This window comes from Dyella sp., from assembly GCF_036384435.1.
In the GTDB taxonomy this organism is placed as follows: Bacteria; Pseudomonadota; Gammaproteobacteria; order Xanthomonadales; family Rhodanobacteraceae; genus GSA-30.
Window position 1 is genome coordinate 25,880 of record NZ_DASVMI010000078.1, and the last position, 15,281, is coordinate 41,160.

Consider the following 15,281-nt stretch of genomic DNA (forward strand, 5'->3'; position numbering starts at 1 on the left):
ATCTTCATGTTCGACTATGAAAGCCTGCGGGTCATTTGGTGGGCCCTGCTTGGCATCCTGCTGATCGCCTTCGCCATCATGGATGGCTTCGATTTCGGCATCGCCGCGCTACTGCGCGTACTGGGCCGCAGCAACGATGAACGGCTGGTGGTGCTGGAAACGATCGAGCCGGTGTGGGAAGGCAACCAGGTCTGGTTCGTGCTCGGCGGTGGCGCGGCGTTCGCGGCGTGGCCGATGCTTTACGCTGTGTCGTTCTCGGGCATGTACCTGGCCATTGCCCTGGTGCTGCTGGCCTTCATCCTGCGCCCGGTCGGATTCAACTTCCGTGGCAAGGTGCATGACTCGCGCTGGGCGAACCTGTGGGACTGGGTACTGGTCGGCTCGGGCATCGTGGTGATGCTGATCACCGGCGTGGCGTTCGGCAATCTATTCCTGGGCGTGCCGTTCAAGTTCGATGGCGACCTGCGCATGACCTGGAGCGGCAGCTTCTTCGAGTTGCTGCACCCATTCGCCCTTGTCGCCGGCCTGGTCTCGCTGACCATGCTGCTCGCCCACGGCGCCTGCTGGGCCGTGCTCAAGACCGACGGTGCCGTCAATGATCGTGCCGTGCGCATGGCGCGCCTGTTCACGCTCACCTATATCGTGTTGTACGTGCTGGCAGGTATCTGGCTGGCTTATGGCGTGCCCGGCTTCAGTATCGTCGGCCCGGCGGTCACCGACGGCCCTTCCAATCCGCTGTTCAAGGAAGTGGCACATGGCAGCAGTTGGTTCGCCAGCTACATGCGGTATCCATGGTTTTGGCTGGCGCCGGCGGTGGCGATCCTCGGCGCGATCGGTGTGCAACTGACCGTGGCCCGACGCGGCCTGGGTGCGTTCCTGTGCAGCAGCCTGATGGTCGCCGGCACCATTCTCTCGGCGGGTTTCGCCCTGTTTCCGTTCCTGCTGCCCTCCAGCCTCGATCCGAAGTCGAGCCTGACCATCTGGGATGCCTCGTCAAGCAAGGGCACGCTGGCACTGATGCTCGGCGCGACCGTGGTGTTCCTGCCGATCATCATTGCCTACACCAGTTGGGTGTTCAGTGTCGTGCGTGGCCGCGTCACGTTGGAACACGTTCGCCAGTCCACTCACCATTACTGATCAGGAGCCAGGAACATGTGGTATTTCTCGTGGATTCTCGGCCTGGGCCTGGCTTGTGCCTTCGGCATTCTCAACGCCATGTGGTACGAAGTGCACGCAACGGATGAGGCGCACAAACGCAAGAGCGAGGAGTGAGCGATCAGGAGTGAGGAGTGTGAGAGAAAGCCGGAGCAAGAGCTGGCTCTTCGCTTCTCTCCCACTCCTCACTCCTCTCAACTCATTCCTCGCTTAAGCCATGCCTCGATCTCACCGGCATCCTTGGGCACGTTCGCCGTGAGTACGTCGTTGCCTGAGCGTGTGACGGCGACATCGTCTTCGATGCGGATGCCGATACCACGCCAGCGCTCGGCGACGGTGGTGTCGTTCGGGGGGATATAGATACCCGGCTCCACCGTGACCACCATGCCGGGCTCCAGCATGCGCGGCTCGCCATCGACGCGATAGTCGCCCACGTCATGCACGTCCAGGCCCAGCCAATGGCCCGTCTTGACCGGATAAAAGCGCTTGTAGCTGCCGTCAGCGATGACATCGTCGGCGGTGCCTGCAAGCAGCCCCAGCGCGCAAAGACCTTCGGCAATGACGCGCACCGCCATCTGATGGGCCGCATCGAAGGCGCGCCCCGGACGCACTTCATCGATGGCGGCCAGTTGTGCCTCAAGCACCAGCTCATACAGGGCGCGCTGTTCGCGGTTGTAGCGTCCATTGATGGGAAAGGTGCGACTGATATCGGATGCGTAGCAATCCAGTTCCGCGCCGGCATCGACCAGCAGCAGGTCACCGTCACGCAATGGCGCGCGATTGGCCTGGTAATGCATCGTGCAGGCATTGACGCCACCGGCGACGATCGGAGGGAACGCGGCCACCGCACCACGGCTGCGCATGGTACGCATCAGTTCGGCCTCTACCTCATATTCGTGGCGACCCACGGTGGCCATGCGCATGGCGGCCAGGTGCGCTTCTGCTGCGATGTTCGCCGACGCATGCATGAGCTTTAGCTCGCCACGCGACTTGTACAGGCGCAGGTCATGCAACAAATGTCCCAGCGCGACGAATTCCTTGGGCACCACGCCACCACCGCGCAGCTGACGCAAACGGCGCATCCAGCCAAGCAGGCGGGCATCGAATTCCGGCTCGCTGCCGAAATGGCAATACACACGGCCTCGGCCCTCGATCATGCCCGGCAGGATGTCGTCGATGTCGTCGATGGGGAACGCATCATCCATCCCATGCAGTTCAACGGCACGTTCAGTACCGATCGACTCACCATGCCAGCGCTCATGCTCGGGGTCGCGCTCACGACAGAACAACACCACCTCGCCATGCTTGCGCCCCGGCAACAGCGCCAGCACGCTGTCTGGCTCGGGAAAGCCACACAGGTAATGCATGTCCGAATCCTGCCGGTACGGCCATGTGGCATCGGCATTGCGGATGCGCTCAGGCGCGGCTGCCACCAGCAACACCGCATCCTCGCCAGCCATCCGCATCAACTGTCGGCGGCGGCGAGCGTATTCGTCCCGCTGGATATTCAATGGATGCGATCGCTGCCGGTCTTGCCGCGTCCACCGGCACATTCGGCGAACAGCAGCATGGCACCGACACGCACGAATTCGTGCACCTCGATCAGGGCATCCTCATCGTCTCCCTCTTCGCCGAAATCCAGCTCGGCGCCAGCAATGCTGCCGAGATCGCGCAGGATCTCCTTGGCTTCGTCGGACAAGCTCGCATGCGCGTCGGTACCCGCCAGGCCGAAACCACCCAGGAAACCCCGGCACCAATCGACCAACGCTTCAGCGCGTTCAGGCAGCGGTCGGTCATCGGCTGGCAGCAGCGGCTCGAAGCCCAGTTCTGGATCGTCCAGTTCCGCTTCGCATTGCTTGACCAACCGCTCAAGCAGGGCCTGATCCTGTGCGCCAGGCTGAACGCCCTCGCCATCGAGCTGCAGTACGGCCAACAACGACTGTCGCCCGATCTTGCCGCCACCGGCCAGGAATCCGCACAGCGAGCCGTGCAATTCGGCCGCATCCGCGCCCAGGCGCATGCGCACGCAGGAGTCATTCAGCTCATCGTGGCCGATCCAATCATTGACGCTCATGGCGTGGTGTTCCCATCGCAAAAACAATGCCGCCAGTTTAGCCCTTCAGGAGACCGGGGCGCCTGCTGTTTTACACCGGCGTCCTGCTATAGTGATCGGCATGAGCACGCCCGAGCCCCTTCAATCCGACGCATTCCGGTCCGATCCGATCCGGGAACAGGTGTCCGTGCTCGGCGAGCGTGTCGATCGCCTGCTGGATCTCGTGCATCGTCTGCAGGAAGAGAACCGCAGCCTGCGCCAGAGCCAGGAACAACTGGCCAACGAACGCGCGGGACTGATGGCGCGCAACGAGCAGGCACGCAGTCGCGTCGAGGCGATGATCCAGCGCCTCAAGGCGCTCGAACACAGCGGTTGATCTCCTTCTCGCTGGATGCGTGAGGCGACACCGACGACGATGGGCCAGAGACTGTCTACATGAGTACGAGTGAACCGGTCGCGCTGCGACTGATCGACCGCGAATTCCTCATCGCTTGCGCGCCGGAAGAGCGCGAGGGCCTGCTGGAAGCCGCGACCTACCTCGATCGCAAGATGCGTGAGCTACGCGCCGCCTCCAAGGCCCCCGGCTTCGATCGCTTGACCGTGCTGGCGGCCATCAGCATCACCCATGAATTCCTGGCCCTGCGCAAGCAGAACAGCGCACCGGGCCATGACCTGGGCGACGAGCTTGTCGCACTACGCCGTAAGATTGACGCCGCGCTGGACGCACAGCTCCACGCGCACTTAAAATAGACCTCGGCGTTTTCTGCGGTGTGCGCCAGCGCACTCTTACATTTGCCTTGTTCCTAAATACGGCCCCGGGTCGGTTTTGTCATCGCTGTTGTGCATGTCCGCCCTCGTGCGGAAAGCCTCGAGGCGATGCATGCCCTCCCACCTGATCCATCGTGGATCAAGGTCGTTTGGTGAGCAGCGGCATCGCGGTTTACGCCACCCTCTTTGTCACCCCTCCGCCCAGGTCGCCTGCGATGATGCGACGGCCCAGGACGGGGCGGGAGCCCCCTCCCCAAGGCAGAACCAGGAGACGCGACGTGGACGTTCAGCGACGCGAGCTACGCAAGCAGCTGGCCGAACGCCGCCGCGCCCTTACCCCGGCTGAACGCATCGCCTCCGCACAGGGGTTGCGCCGCAGCCTGGAACAATTGCCCGAATACATGACCGACGTCCGCGTTGCCGGCTACTGGGCTTGCGACGGCGAACTGCCGCTGAACCTGGCGATTGCGCCACTGGCCTCACGCGGTCAGCAGTTCCTGCTGCCCCTGATCGGCGACGATGGCACGCTGCGTTTCGCACCCTGGAACCACGGCGACGAGATACAGCCCAATCGCTACGGCATTCCCGAGCCGATAGCCCCGAAGGAATGGCTGGCGCCTTTCCAGTTGGACCTAGTGCTGGTGCCGCTGCTCGGCTTCGACCGCCGTGGCAACCGGCTCGGTTATGGCGGGGGATACTACGATCGCAGCTTCGCCTTCCTGCGCGAGCAAGGGCGTCCCACCGAACCCTTGCTGGTCGGCGTGGCCTATGACTTCCAGGAATTGCCTGTGCTGGATCACCAGCCCTGGGATGTACCGCTGGATTTCATCGCCACCGACAGCGAATTGATCGATTGCCACGCTACCGAAGCAGATGGAACGCCCGCATGAGCACGAAGCGAATCAGCCACTGGCTGATGAAATCCGAACCGGACACATTCTCCATCGATGACCTGGCGCGCAAGGGCCAGGAGCCCTGGGATGGCGTGCGCAATTACCAGGCGCGCAACTTCATGCGCGACGGCATGCGCGTGGGTGACAAAGTGTTTTTCTATCATTCCAATTGTGCCGAACCGGGCATCGTGGGCGTGGCCGAAATAGCCACCGATGCCTATGCGGACCCCAGCCAGTTCGACCCGAAAAGCGATTACTTCGACGGTGCCAGCACGCGCGACAATCCGCGCTGGCTGCTGGTCGAGGTGAAGTTCGTGCGTAAACTCAAGCGCACCATCACACTGGATGAACTCAAGCGCCAACCGGCGTTGGCCGATATGGCCCTGGTGCGCAAGGGCAACCGCCTCTCGGTGATGCCGGTGGAAGATGCCGACTGGAAGCATATCCTGGCTCTGGAAAAGTAGCCTTCACCGCTCGGTGCGACACAAGCCGAGGCAGCCGATACCCCAGGAACGCCATGCCCCGTTTCCATTTCATTTCCGGTCTGCCCCGCTCCGGCTCCACGCTGTTGAGCGCGCTGCTGCGCCAGAACCCACGATTCCACGCCAACATGTCCAGCCCGGTGGGCGGCATGTTCGCCAGCATGCTGGGAGAGATGAGCGCGCGCAACGAGTTCTCCGTGTTCATCGACGATGCCGCTCGCCAGCGCGTGCTGCGCGGTTTGTTCGACAACTTCTACGCCGATACGGCCGCTGACGTCGTATTCGATACCAGCCGCGGCTGGTGCGCGCGCATGCCAGCCATCCAGGAGCTATTCGCGGAAAGCCGCGTCATCGCCTGTGTGCGCGACATGCCATGGATCATCGACAGCATCGAACGCATCATCCGGCGCAACATGTTCAGTCCTTCGTCAATCTTCAACTTCGGCACCGGCGGCACGGTCTATTCCCGCGTGAACGGCCTGGCCTCAAGCGACGGCATGGTCGGCTATGCCTATGACGCCTTGCGCGAAGCCTTCTATGGCCAGCACGCCCGGAGCCTGATGCTGCTGCGTTACGAGACCCTGGCGGCCGAACCTGCACGCGCGCTGGCGGCCGTCTACGATTTCATCGGCGAACCGGCATTCGCGCATGATTTCGATAACGTGAGCTTCGACGCCGAAGCCTTTGATCGTCGCAGCGGCACCCCCGGACTGCACGCGGTGCGCTCCAAGGTGGAGCCGCAGCTACGGCAGACGATCCTGCCGCCGGAAGTCTGGGCGCGCTTCGAGCAGGATGCCTTCTGGAATCAGTCCGGCCGCAATCCGCACCACGTACGCGTGGTGTAACCGACGACGAAAATCGCCGATCATAGTCATTCCTTGAACCCTGAGCCGTGCCATGAGCAACAATGAAAAGCGCCTCGCTGGCGAAGCCGCCATCCGCTATGTCGAAAAGGACGCCATCATCGGCGTCGGCACCGGTTCGACCGTGGCGTTCTTCATCGATGCCCTGGCGGACCTGCGTGACCAGATCCAGGGCGCGGTATCCAGTTCCGAGCAGTCCACGGCACACCTGAAGAAACTCGGTATTCCGGTGCTCGATCTCAACGCCACCGGCGCCCTGACGCTGTACGTGGATGGCGCGGACGAATGCGATCCCCTGCGCCGGCTGATCAAGGGCGGCGGCGCGGCGCTGACGCGCGAGAAGATCGTCGCCGAGGCCAGTGCCCAGTTCGTCTGCATCATCGATTCGAGCAAGCGCGTGGACATACTGGGCAAGTTCCCGCTGCCGATCGAGGTGATTCCCATGGCGCGCAGCCTGATCGGGCGGGAGATCGCCAGGCGGGGCGGTCAGCCGGTGTGGCGCGACGGCGTAGTCACCGATAACGGCAATTGGATCATTGACGTCCACGGCTGGCAGATCGCCGATCCGGTTGCCCTGGAGAGGGACCTCAACCAACTTCCCGGCATCGTGTCGGTCGGCCTGTTCGCCCGCCGCCCGGCCGATATCGTGCTGGTTGGCGACCAGGTCATGGCGTAACCGGCCATTCGTGCCTCCGGGGAAACAGTGCGTTGATCTGACGCACCGGGCGGATGCATTGAAAGGCTGTCGGCCGTCTCCACTATAGGCACAACTTTCCACCTGTCCCTTATGGGACAAAGGTATCAGTCATGCGCGCACTCCGTTCGATCGTGCTCGCCCTGGCGATGCTGTCCACCACCACCGTCGCATCAGCACAAGAGACGGCCCCTGCGGTCAGCCTGGCACAGCTTGGCGAGGTTTACGTGAATTCCGGACACGTCATTCCGGATGGCTATCTTGACCGCCGTGTCACCATCAGCGCCATCGTGGTCAATGCCGCCAAGCGTGTCGGCAACCAGATCCTGGTGTCACTGACCGACAAGGCCGCCCAGTTCAAGGGTGAGGCTTCGATCGACCAGCTTTCCGCATCCAAGGCCAGGACCTTACAGCAGGGCCAGGTGTTCAGCGCGGTGTGCACCGTGCAGTTCAGCACCAGCGGGCCGCTTAGCCTGGGCGATTGCGACTTGTGAAAAAGCCCGCCCGTGGCTTGTAAAGCCGCTCGCTGCGCGGGCTGTAAAGGGTAAACAGAAAAAGTCACGCCGTATCTTGAGGCGGACTCCCTGGCTCTCTCCCGTTACAGGCCGCAGGCCGGCTTTGCAGCTCGCGCAGCGAGCGACCTCACAGGCTACGCCGTGGCCGGCTACCCCGGAAAAGAGCTGCCGACCTCCCTATGCATCTGCGCGATGACGTGGGCGTAATCGGGTGCATTGAAAATGGCCGATCCAGCGACGAAGGTATCCGCGCCGGCCTCGGCGATGCGTCCGATATTGTCTGCGGTGACGCCGCCGTCCACTTCCAGGCGGATGGCACGGCCACTTTCGTCAATACGGCGGCGAACCTGGCGGATCTTCTCAAGGGCCTCGGGGATGAATTTCTGGCCACCAAAACCCGGGTTGACCGACATGATCAGCACCAGGTCGATCTTGTCCAGGGTGTAGTCGAGCCAGTTCAGTGGTGTGGCCGGATTGAATACCAAGCCGACCTGGCACCCGGCGTCACGAATGACGCCGATGGTGCGGTCCACGTGTTCGCTGGCTTCCGGATGAAAGCTGATCGAAGTGGCACCGGCCTTGGCGAAATCCGGCGCGATGCGATCGACCGGCCTGACCATCAGGTGCACATCGATCGGCGCCTCGATGCCGTACTTGCGCAGCGATTGCAACACCATCGGCCCGATGGTCAGATTGGGCACGTAGTGATTGTCCATCACGTCGAAATGCACCCACTGCGCACCGGCAGCGAGTGCCTTGGCGGTGTCTTCGCCAAGACGGGCAAAATCGGCCGAAAGGATGGAGGGGGCGATGACAGGAGACTGTTTGCTCATGGCTCTCGAAAATGGCTGGCGTGGCGCGACAAGGCGCGTGACGGAAAGAGTGCGGGATCACGCCCTAAAAGCGCGTGCAGACAGGATAACGGCAATGTGCCCGCCCTACCCTGGTCGCCCTACTTGAAACCGCGCTCGGCCTTGATGCGCTCGTAGGCCGCATTGATCTCGCTGGCACGGGCTTCGGCCTGGCGGCGCATGTCCTCAGGCAGGTCGCCCAGACGATCGGGATGGTGCTCGGAAATCAGCTTGCGATAGGCGCGCTTGATCGCCCGGGCGTCTGCGCTGCGCTCGATACCCAGCACGGTATACGGATCCGGGCCCTGAGTATTGCGCTGGGGCGGTACATAACCGCCTCCCTGGCCGCGCTGCCCGCTGGCCGAGGCGTTCCAGGCGTAGCCCTTCATCGCCATCAGCGCCATCAACTCCATGTCGCTCACGCGTAGCGCGAACGCCAACTGGCGCAGGATGGCAAGCTTTTCCGGTGGCGGGTTGCCCTCGGCAAGCACGGTCTCGATCACCACGTCCAGCACCGGGAAAGCGTGGTCACGCCGCAGGCCGACCCACTGGCGCAAGCCGTCGATGGCCGGCGTGACATTGAACTCCGGCTGCTTGCCCGCGTTGAAACTGGCCACGGCCTGCTTGCGCTGTTCGGCATCCAGCCCCATGCGTGACATCAGGCGTTCGGCGATGGCAATTTCCGCCTCCGAGACACGGCCGTCCGACTTGGCCACCGCGCCCAGTAAGGCAAACAGTGGCCCGATGAAACCTCCTACTTCCGGCGTGGCATAGCGGCGCTTTTGCCGGACGCCGTCGATGATGAAGCCGGTGAGGGCTCCGACAACCATACCAGGCAGGCCGTGCCCGAAGATCAGGCCGGCGAAGGCCAGGATGAGAGTCCAGACGAGATTCATGGCGTGGGCTGCCCCGGAGTCTGCGCGCTGTACCATTGCGCCAGCGCATCGAGATCGGCATCACTGACCGGGCCGATGGCGGCCTTCATCAACGGCGCCGTTCGGCGGCCATCGCGATATTGCCGCAGGGCCTCGCGTAGATAATCCAGCTTCTGACCGGCCAGATTCGGTGCGCCCGGAATTTGCGCCATGCCCGTCTCGCCATGACATGCCGCGCACAGGCCCAGCCGCGCTGGCTTGGGCGGCGTCGCGGCCATGGCGGGAAGAGCGGTCAGCAGGAACGCCGCAGTCAGAACGGTTCGCATGTAGTGACGCAAGGGGCTAAAAGACCCGATTCTACCAGCGCGGGCGCGCTTTGCCTGACTGGACGGCTACAATAGGGGGCTCCACGCTAGTCCCGGAGCGCCCCGTGCCTACCACTTTGCTGCAATCGAACCTGCCCGGCCTGAACCTGGTCTATCGCGGCAAGGTTCGCGATGTCTATGCCTTGCCAGACAATCGCCTGTTGATCGTCGCCAGCGACCGCCTGTCCGCGTTCGACGTGGTGCTACCCGACCCGATTCCCGGCAAGGGCGAGATGCTCACGCAGATCTCCAATTTCTGGTTCAGCAAGACCGCGCACCTGGTGCCCAATCATCTGGTCGACCAATCGCTGCGCGACGAACTGCCCCAAGGTACGGACCTGGCGCTTTACGAGAAGCGCAGTGTTGTCACTCGCCGCCTGACGCCGGTACCGGTGGAGGCAATCGCACGCGGCTACCTGATCGGCTCGGGCTGGAAGGATTACCAGCAATCGGGGGGCGTATGCGGCATCGCGCTGCCGACAGGCCTGCGTCAAGCCGAACAACTGCCCGAGCCGATCTTCACACCCTCGACCAAGGCCGCCGTGGGTGACCACGACGAGAACGTCAGCTTCGACGCGGTCGTGGCCGCCGTCGGTGCCGACCTGGCCGAACAGGTACGCGATGCGACACTACGCATCTATAAGTGGGCAGCCGCTTATGCGGCCGAACGCGGCATCATCATCGCCGATACCAAGCTCGAATTCGGCACCGACGAAGACGGCAAGCTCTATGTCATGGATGAGATGCTGACGCCCGATTCCTCGCGTTTCTGGCCAGCCGACCAGTACCAGGTCGGTATCAGCCCGCCCAGCTACGACAAGCAGTTCGTCCGCGATTACCTGCTCACGCTGAACTGGAACAAACAGGCGCCCGGTCCGCACGTACCCGCCGACGTCATTGCCGCCACAGCCGCCAAGTACGCCGAAGCGCTCCAGCGACTGGCCGATATTCGCGTGGACTGATGTCGGCACGGGAAGAACATGCCCGGCGCCTGGCATACCTGCTCGAGCAATACAGCCTTGAGCACCGCCGCCAGGCGCATCGGGTGCTCGCTGCCCTATGCGTGCCGCTGGTGCTGTGGAGCGCCATCGCCGTGATCTGGACCATTCCGGTGCCGCCCTCGCTGGGGCAACCGGGTTTCTGGTCGGTGATGTTGCAGATCGCGGTATTCGCCTGGTACTGGAAACACTCGCAGCGACTTGGCATCGGCATGCTCGGCGTGCTGATCGGGCTTTCCGTCGCAACACATTTCATGGCGCTGGCGATGGAACCCCCGATGCTGCGCCAAACCGGGCTGGTGGTTTTGGTGCTGGCCTGGGCGGGCCTGTTCGCCGGGCGCCTGCTCGAATATCCACGCCCCAGCCTGCGCAGCATGCTGGCCACATTCTTCATCGGTCCTGCCTGGCTGCTCGACGGCCTGTTGCGACGCCTAGGGATGTCCTGATGCCCCAGTTCCTCACCCTGCTGAGCATGCTGTTCTGGTGGGTGCTCTATAGCAGCATCGGTGCCATCGTGCCGGCCATCATTGCCTGGCTGGTACTGCGCTGGACCGAACGCTGCCCGGTAGTGTTCAACCGCACCTACCTGGCCTGCCTGCTATGGAACCTCGCCGGCATATTGCTGATCGCAGGTGTCGCGATGCACGAAGGCCATCTGCGCCCACCCTATGGCGCCCTGCTGGCCTCCAACGCCCTGCGCTTTGTACTCGTGGCGAACATGTTCATCGGTGCGCTGCTGCTGTGGCGGCTGATTCCTCGTACCGACGCCCACCGCATCCGCCCCACCAGTGCCTGCATGGCCGTGGCGGTGGTGACGGCCGTGGCGTTTGGCATCGCAACCTCGTTGACGGGGTGAGTGGCGCGCCGCCCCTGGGGATGCGAGACGGGGGGCGCAAGTCCGCGTGCCTGGTCCCAACTTCAAAACTGCGATAGCACCTCGTGCGCACAAGGCTTGCGATCCCCCTGTGCGCCCCGCGACGCGCCTCTCAGCTCCCGCTTCAGCGCGAGGCCTTGGCATTGGCCTCCCGCACTGCCTCCACAAAACCCGCAAAGGGAATGTCGGTGATACCTACCAGGCCGATATGCATGTTTTCGCCATCGAGCAGGCGACCGGTTACCGGCTCGTCGGCGTACTGGAACCAGTGCGCACCGACGATGTGCGGGTCGCTGGCTGCCGCGGCGACAAAGCGCGCATAGGCCTCGCCACGCTGTTGCTCGGTGTAGACCGATGCGACACCGTTGCCGAATGGGCCACGATCCTTCGAGCCGAAGTGGAATTCGGTAATCAGTATGGGTTTGTCCGTTGTCAGCAGGTTTTCGTCGAAGCCATGCTGTGGCACATCGGTGTACGTGTTGAAACTGACCACGTCGCAGTAACGCGCGCAGGCATCGACGGCTTCCGGCGTATGTACGGCAAAACGGCCACCGAGGAAAAGGTGGTGCGAATCGTGCCGATGCAGGGCCTCGCTCACCACACGGAAATACGTCTGCGCATAGTCGCGCAGCCAGGCACTGTAGTCGGCGGCGATCGCCGGATAGCGCTCGCTGGGCAAGGGCGGCTCGAAGCCATCGGCAGCCATGACATCCCATGAGGTGAGTTGGATACCCCAGGCGTTGGCGAGCTTGATGGCATCGCCATACTGCGCTTTGAGTTTCGCGATGAAGGCCTGCTTGGCCGGACTGCGTGCCTCGCCTTTGAGCGTGCCGATGGCCAGGCCCCAGCGGCCCTCGCCCCCCTGCCCGGCCCAGGCAAGTTCATTGTCGGCAAAATAGCCAAGCAACCAGGGGTCGTTGGCCACATCCTGGGTCGCCCTGGCGGCGGCTTTCTCGGCGGCGGCGGCAAAGCGCGGGTCATACGGATCGGGCATCCGCCCCCAGTAATCGTAGCCACTCGATACATTACCGAAGACACCGTCGATGTTGATCGAACGCGTATACGCCATCCGATGCGCCTTGGTCAGGGCATCGTCGCTCCAGTTGCCGATCGTGTTGAATCCCCACCTCTTGAGTCGATCGAGCGTGCGCGCCTGCCACGCACTACGCCAGGACGCACCATCCAGGCGATAGAGGTTGGCGGCATAGAAATCGAACCAGCCACCATGATCGAAACCCAGCCCCTTGCGCGATGTCGCATCGGCCTGCCGTGTATCGCTGCTGCCATGAAACGCCGCCCAGTCGCCGCTTGCCGGTGGCAGGTCACGAAACATGAACTCGCGCCCTTGCACATAGCTGCGACCGCCGTCGTTCACCACTGCATTCATGCCCAGCGAGAAGAAGGCATGGCCCTCAGGCGTCACCAGCCACCAGCGGCCATCGCGCTTCTCGCTGCGAAACCAGCCGGTGGCCTTGAATGAAGCCATATCGGTACGGCCACCATAGATATCGACCTGCGCCGCCTGCCCGTTTGCCACATCCAGGGCACGTTTCGCCTTGGCTTGCGCTACACGCAGAGCCTGGTCGGAATCGATCTTCTCCGGCCACTGGCCGCGCGTGTACTGCCCCCAGCGGTCCACGATGCCTGTGTAAGCGGCCTGGGCTACGGCGTCGCCCGGCCGGACACTCATTTCACCTAGCAACAAGGTCTGCGCTGCCTGCGGCGCAGGCATGCTCAGGCGCACGGCGCGCACGGCATGCGTATCGAGCTGCCCTTCTACCGTGGTAGCCAGCAGCACGCGGCGACCGTCGATCTCCATCGGCATGGGCGGTCCGGCCTGCATGCCTTCCGCTCGCGGTGTCCAGGCCTTCAGGGGCACCACCACGGTCTGTGCCGGCCCCGCGGGCAGGGCCAGCACTGCATGCAGATGCTGCCCGGCGTTCACGCCATCGATGTCGACTACCAGCGTGACATCCCAGGCCATGGCGTTTTGCACCGCGACACGCAACTCACCCCTCGTGGACCAATCCCAGCCTCGCGAGGGTGCCGTGACGATGATCTGCGGCTGGGGGGAAGGCGCGAAGGTATACCGACGTTGCCTGCCGCCCTGAGCATTGGTCTCGGCCGCATCGCCACGCTGCACCTGCTGCAGCGTGACATTGCCATCGAGTTTATCGGCTGACAGGTCGGGCAACCGACCCGCAGTCTCTGGCGCGGCCTGGCAGGCCGTCAAAACGAGAAACAGACCCCATGTTGCGAAAGTCTTCATCGAGGCCGCGCCACTATGAAAACCACGAGTATGCCCAGCCTGCATGAAGCCCCGCTTGCCGGCGCTTCCCGTTTAACGGGCGGGGTTGGCCATGGCACGCCACGTGTAGTAAACCGGCACGCCCACGATGATCAGCAGCAGGCTCAAGCCTGCGTCCCGGAACGAGCTCACCGTGGTGGCAATGATCACACCCAACACCATGCTGACGAACAACAGCGGCGTAAATGGATAGAGCGGCACGCGATACGGTGACGGTTCCTGCGCGAAACGACGGCGATACCAGAACAGCGTGGCAATACCGAAGGCGTGCGACAACCACTCGCCGACCGTGGTGTAGTTGAGCAACTGGTCAAACCGGCCGGATGCGGCAAGCAGGATTGCCCACGTTCCCAGCACCAGCAGCGCCACCTGCGGTGCACGCGTGCGCGGATCGATGCGACCAACGCCACGAAAGAACATGCCGTCGGCGCCCATCGTCTGCAACACACGCGCGCCACCGGCGATGGCGATACTGCAATACCCGAACGTCGAGCAGGCAATGCCGATGGCGATCAGCGTGGCACCGCGATCACCCAGCCACTGCCTGACCAGGTCGGCCGCCGGCGCGTGGCTGGCTGCCAACCCGGCATGACCAAGCCCGGTCAGGTAAGCCAGGTTGACCAGCACATAGCAGATCACCACCGTTCCCATGCCCAAGGCCAGTGCACGCGGCAAGGTGCGTTGCGGTTCGCGCACTTCGCCGGCCAGGTCGTTGAGATAGTGAAAGCCGCCGTAGGTGAACAGCACCGGCAACAGCGCGCCCAGGAAGCTCCATGGGCTTACCGGATGCGCGATGTCGTCGCCCAGCGCTGTACCCAGATGCGTGCGTGCCAGTGCGAGCCCGGCTACGACCACCAGCACGATGGCTCCGAGTTTCAGCACCGTGAACAGGTTCTGCATACGTGCACCGGCACGGATGCCGAAGATGTTCACACCGACGATGAACGCGATAGCACCGCCTGCGATCGGCTTGACCCAGTCATGCGACACGCCCAGCGCCACGCAGAAGTAATCGGCGAACGTGGTCGCGACCGCCGCGACACTGCCGGGGTAGTTGATCAGCGCCATCGTCCAGCCGAACAGGAAGGCAGGCAGCTGCCCAAATGCCTCGCGCAGGTAGATATAGACACCGCCAGCCTGGGGGCGCCGTGCGCCCAGCTCGGCGTAACACAGCACGCCGGTCAGGGTCAGCAGGCCACCGATGGCCCATAGCAGCAATAGCTGCCAACCCGAGCCGGTGCGCTCGGCCACGGTGGAGGCGGAGCGGAAAATGCCGGCACCGATGACGCCACCGATCACGATGGCGGCGGCATCCCAGATGCCCAGGCGGCGTACGTAGGCTGGAGCTTGATCAGTCATAAGGACGAACCATGCCATCTTGCGGCCATCCAGGGCCAGCCTTTTTCGACATGGAAAAACATTCGCCGACGGAAAATGAAGAATATGGCAGCTCGCGTGTATATATCCGAGAAGGCCGCCCTTGCCGGCCATACCTTGGAAAAATCATGAAGCACGCGTTGAAGCTGTTGATGATCGGTGGCCTGGCATTGGGATTGGGCGCATGCCATCGATACGAGGCGGCGGGCG

19 protein-coding genes and 1 other RNA gene are annotated in these 15,281 nt (G+C 63.3%); 13 read left to right on the forward strand and 7 right to left on the reverse strand.

Going from position 1 to position 15,281, the window contains the following annotated elements; all coding sequences use genetic code 11:
• Positions 1–6 precede the first annotated feature (6 nt).
• Complete coding sequence (cydB, locus tag VF436_RS07300) at positions 7–1,137, forward strand: cytochrome d ubiquinol oxidase subunit II (RefSeq protein WP_330903344.1); 1,131 nt, start codon at positions 7–9, stop codon at positions 1,135–1,137.
• A gap of 15 nt (positions 1,138–1,152) precedes the next feature.
• The gene (gene cydX / locus VF436_RS07305; RefSeq protein WP_330903345.1) at positions 1,153–1,272 is read left to right on the forward strand and encodes a cytochrome bd-I oxidase subunit CydX; all 120 of its coding nucleotides are present in this window, start codon (positions 1,153–1,155) and stop codon (positions 1,270–1,272) included.
• 77 nt (positions 1,273–1,349) lie between these two features.
• Here cydX and VF436_RS07310 read toward each other — a convergent pair whose 3' ends face one another.
• The gene (locus VF436_RS07310) at positions 1,350–2,708 is read right to left on the reverse strand and encodes an aminopeptidase P N-terminal domain-containing protein (RefSeq protein ID WP_414649822.1); all 1,359 of its coding nucleotides are present in this window, start codon (positions 2,706–2,708) and stop codon (positions 1,350–1,352) included.
• Complete coding sequence (locus tag VF436_RS07315) at positions 2,663–3,229, reverse strand: UPF0149 family protein (protein ID WP_330903347.1); 567 nt, start codon at positions 3,227–3,229, stop codon at positions 2,663–2,665. The genes VF436_RS07310 and VF436_RS07315 overlap by 46 nt, the downstream gene beginning before the upstream one ends.
• Before the next feature lie 100 nt (positions 3,230–3,329).
• Here VF436_RS07315 and VF436_RS07320 point away from each other — a divergent pair, with 100 nt between their 5' ends.
• The 8 genes from VF436_RS07320 (at position 3,330) to VF436_RS07355 (ending at position 7,402) form a co-directional block, all read left to right on the forward strand.
• On the forward strand, positions 3,330–3,584 hold the full coding sequence (locus VF436_RS07320; protein WP_330903348.1) for a TIGR02449 family protein: 255 nt from the start codon (positions 3,330–3,332) through the stop codon (positions 3,582–3,584).
• 59 nt (positions 3,585–3,643) lie between these two features.
• Positions 3,644–3,958, forward strand: coding sequence for a cell division protein ZapA (locus VF436_RS07325; protein WP_330903349.1), 315 nt, complete (start codon positions 3,644–3,646; stop codon positions 3,956–3,958).
• A gap of 7 nt (positions 3,959–3,965) precedes the next feature.
• A non-coding RNA gene (ssrS, locus tag VF436_RS07330) (6S RNA) lies at positions 3,966–4,154 on the forward strand.
• Between the two features lie 40 nt (positions 4,155–4,194).
• A complete protein-coding gene (locus tag VF436_RS07335; protein WP_414649823.1) occupies positions 4,195–4,866 on the forward strand; it encodes a 5-formyltetrahydrofolate cyclo-ligase in 672 nt (223 codons plus the stop codon).
• Positions 4,863–5,333, forward strand: a complete 471-nt coding sequence (locus VF436_RS07340) for an EVE domain-containing protein (protein ID WP_330903351.1) — start codon at positions 4,863–4,865, stop codon at positions 5,331–5,333. Before VF436_RS07335 ends, VF436_RS07340 begins: the two co-directional genes overlap by 4 nt.
• 53 nt (positions 5,334–5,386) lie before the next feature.
• The gene (locus tag VF436_RS07345) at positions 5,387–6,196 is read left to right on the forward strand and encodes a sulfotransferase (RefSeq protein ID WP_330903352.1); all 810 of its coding nucleotides are present in this window, start codon (positions 5,387–5,389) and stop codon (positions 6,194–6,196) included.
• 52 nt (positions 6,197–6,248) lie between these two features.
• A complete protein-coding gene (rpiA, locus tag VF436_RS07350) occupies positions 6,249–6,890 on the forward strand; it encodes a ribose-5-phosphate isomerase RpiA (RefSeq protein WP_330903353.1) in 642 nt (213 codons plus the stop codon).
• Between the two features lie 131 nt (positions 6,891–7,021).
• Positions 7,022–7,402, forward strand: coding sequence for a hypothetical protein (locus tag VF436_RS07355; protein WP_330903354.1), 381 nt, complete (start codon positions 7,022–7,024; stop codon positions 7,400–7,402).
• 170 nt (positions 7,403–7,572) lie between these two features.
• Here VF436_RS07355 and rpe read toward each other — a convergent pair whose 3' ends face one another.
• From rpe to VF436_RS07370, 3 genes are all read right to left on the reverse strand, one after another.
• Positions 7,573–8,256 (reverse strand): ribulose-phosphate 3-epimerase, encoded by a 684-nt coding sequence (gene rpe / locus VF436_RS07360; protein WP_330903355.1) that lies wholly within the window; start codon positions 8,254–8,256, stop codon positions 7,573–7,575.
• 119 nt (positions 8,257–8,375) lie between these two features.
• The gene (gene djlA, locus VF436_RS07365; protein WP_330903356.1) at positions 8,376–9,170 is read right to left on the reverse strand and encodes a co-chaperone DjlA; all 795 of its coding nucleotides are present in this window, start codon (positions 9,168–9,170) and stop codon (positions 8,376–8,378) included.
• Positions 9,167–9,475 carry a c-type cytochrome gene (locus tag VF436_RS07370; RefSeq protein ID WP_330903358.1) on the reverse strand — a complete coding sequence of 103 codons (309 nt, stop codon included), beginning with the start codon at positions 9,473–9,475 and terminating at the stop codon, positions 9,167–9,169. The genes djlA and VF436_RS07370 overlap by 4 nt, the downstream gene beginning before the upstream one ends.
• A 104-nt stretch (positions 9,476–9,579) precedes the next feature.
• Here VF436_RS07370 and VF436_RS07375 point away from each other — a divergent pair, with 104 nt between their 5' ends.
• From VF436_RS07375 to VF436_RS07385, 3 genes are read left to right on the forward strand one after another with little or no spacing between them, the layout of a single operon-like run.
• Positions 9,580–10,476, forward strand: a complete 897-nt coding sequence (locus VF436_RS07375) for a phosphoribosylaminoimidazolesuccinocarboxamide synthase (RefSeq protein WP_330903359.1) — start codon at positions 9,580–9,582, stop codon at positions 10,474–10,476.
• Positions 10,476–10,958, forward strand: a complete 483-nt coding sequence (locus tag VF436_RS07380; protein WP_330903360.1) for an Mpo1-like protein — start codon at positions 10,476–10,478, stop codon at positions 10,956–10,958. The genes VF436_RS07375 and VF436_RS07380 overlap by 1 nt, the downstream gene beginning before the upstream one ends.
• Positions 10,958–11,368 carry a hypothetical protein gene (locus VF436_RS07385; RefSeq protein ID WP_330903361.1) on the forward strand — a complete coding sequence of 137 codons (411 nt, stop codon included), beginning with the start codon at positions 10,958–10,960 and terminating at the stop codon, positions 11,366–11,368. Before VF436_RS07380 ends, VF436_RS07385 begins: the two co-directional genes overlap by 1 nt.
• A 142-nt stretch (positions 11,369–11,510) precedes the next feature.
• On the opposite strand, the gene VF436_RS07390 is transcribed toward VF436_RS07385, so the two are convergent.
• Both VF436_RS07390 and VF436_RS07395 read right to left on the reverse strand, forming a co-directional pair.
• Positions 11,511–13,655 (reverse strand): beta-agarase, encoded by a 2,145-nt coding sequence (locus VF436_RS07390; protein WP_330903362.1) that lies wholly within the window; start codon positions 13,653–13,655, stop codon positions 11,511–11,513.
• Between the two features lie 72 nt (positions 13,656–13,727).
• Complete coding sequence (locus VF436_RS07395) at positions 13,728–15,053, reverse strand: APC family permease (RefSeq protein WP_330903363.1); 1,326 nt, start codon at positions 15,051–15,053, stop codon at positions 13,728–13,730.
• Positions 15,054–15,281 lie beyond the last annotated feature (228 nt).

Bases quoted from the DNA above. Each gene is read 5' to 3' on its own strand.
- VF436_RS07370 (WP_330903358.1), bottom strand. From the start codon at position 9,475: ATGCGAACCGTTCTGACTGCGGCGTTCCTGCTGACCGCTCTTCCCGCC.
- VF436_RS07390 (WP_330903362.1), bottom strand. From the start codon at position 13,655: ATGAAGACTTTCGCAACATGGGGTCTGTTTCTCGTTTTGACGGCCTGC.
- VF436_RS07355 (WP_330903354.1), top strand. From the start codon at position 7,022: ATGCGCGCACTCCGTTCGATCGTGCTCGCCCTGGCGATGCTGTCCACC.
- VF436_RS07345 (WP_330903352.1), top strand. From the start codon at position 5,387: ATGCCCCGTTTCCATTTCATTTCCGGTCTGCCCCGCTCCGGCTCCACG.
- VF436_RS07320 (WP_330903348.1), top strand. From the start codon at position 3,330: ATGAGCACGCCCGAGCCCCTTCAATCCGACGCATTCCGGTCCGATCCG.
- cydB (WP_330903344.1), top strand. From the start codon at position 7: ATGTTCGACTATGAAAGCCTGCGGGTCATTTGGTGGGCCCTGCTTGGC.
- rpiA (WP_330903353.1), top strand. From the start codon at position 6,249: ATGAGCAACAATGAAAAGCGCCTCGCTGGCGAAGCCGCCATCCGCTAT.
- VF436_RS07380 (WP_330903360.1), top strand. From the start codon at position 10,476: ATGTCGGCACGGGAAGAACATGCCCGGCGCCTGGCATACCTGCTCGAG.
- VF436_RS07325 (WP_330903349.1), top strand. From the start codon at position 3,644: ATGAGTACGAGTGAACCGGTCGCGCTGCGACTGATCGACCGCGAATTC.
- VF436_RS07340 (WP_330903351.1), top strand. From the start codon at position 4,863: ATGAGCACGAAGCGAATCAGCCACTGGCTGATGAAATCCGAACCGGAC.
- VF436_RS07335 (WP_414649823.1), top strand. From the start codon at position 4,195: ATGCGACGGCCCAGGACGGGGCGGGAGCCCCCTCCCCAAGGCAGAACC.
- VF436_RS07310 (WP_414649822.1), bottom strand. From the start codon at position 2,708: ATGTGCCGGTGGACGCGGCAAGACCGGCAGCGATCGCATCCATTGAAT.
- rpe (WP_330903355.1), bottom strand. From the start codon at position 8,256: ATGAGCAAACAGTCTCCTGTCATCGCCCCCTCCATCCTTTCGGCCGAT.
- djlA (WP_330903356.1), bottom strand. From the start codon at position 9,170: ATGAATCTCGTCTGGACTCTCATCCTGGCCTTCGCCGGCCTGATCTTC.
- VF436_RS07315 (WP_330903347.1), bottom strand. From the start codon at position 3,229: ATGAGCGTCAATGATTGGATCGGCCACGATGAGCTGAATGACTCCTGC.
- VF436_RS07385 (WP_330903361.1), top strand. From the start codon at position 10,958: ATGCCCCAGTTCCTCACCCTGCTGAGCATGCTGTTCTGGTGGGTGCTC.
- cydX (WP_330903345.1), top strand. From the start codon at position 1,153: ATGTGGTATTTCTCGTGGATTCTCGGCCTGGGCCTGGCTTGTGCCTTC.
- VF436_RS07395 (WP_330903363.1), bottom strand. From the start codon at position 15,053: ATGACTGATCAAGCTCCAGCCTACGTACGCCGCCTGGGCATCTGGGAT.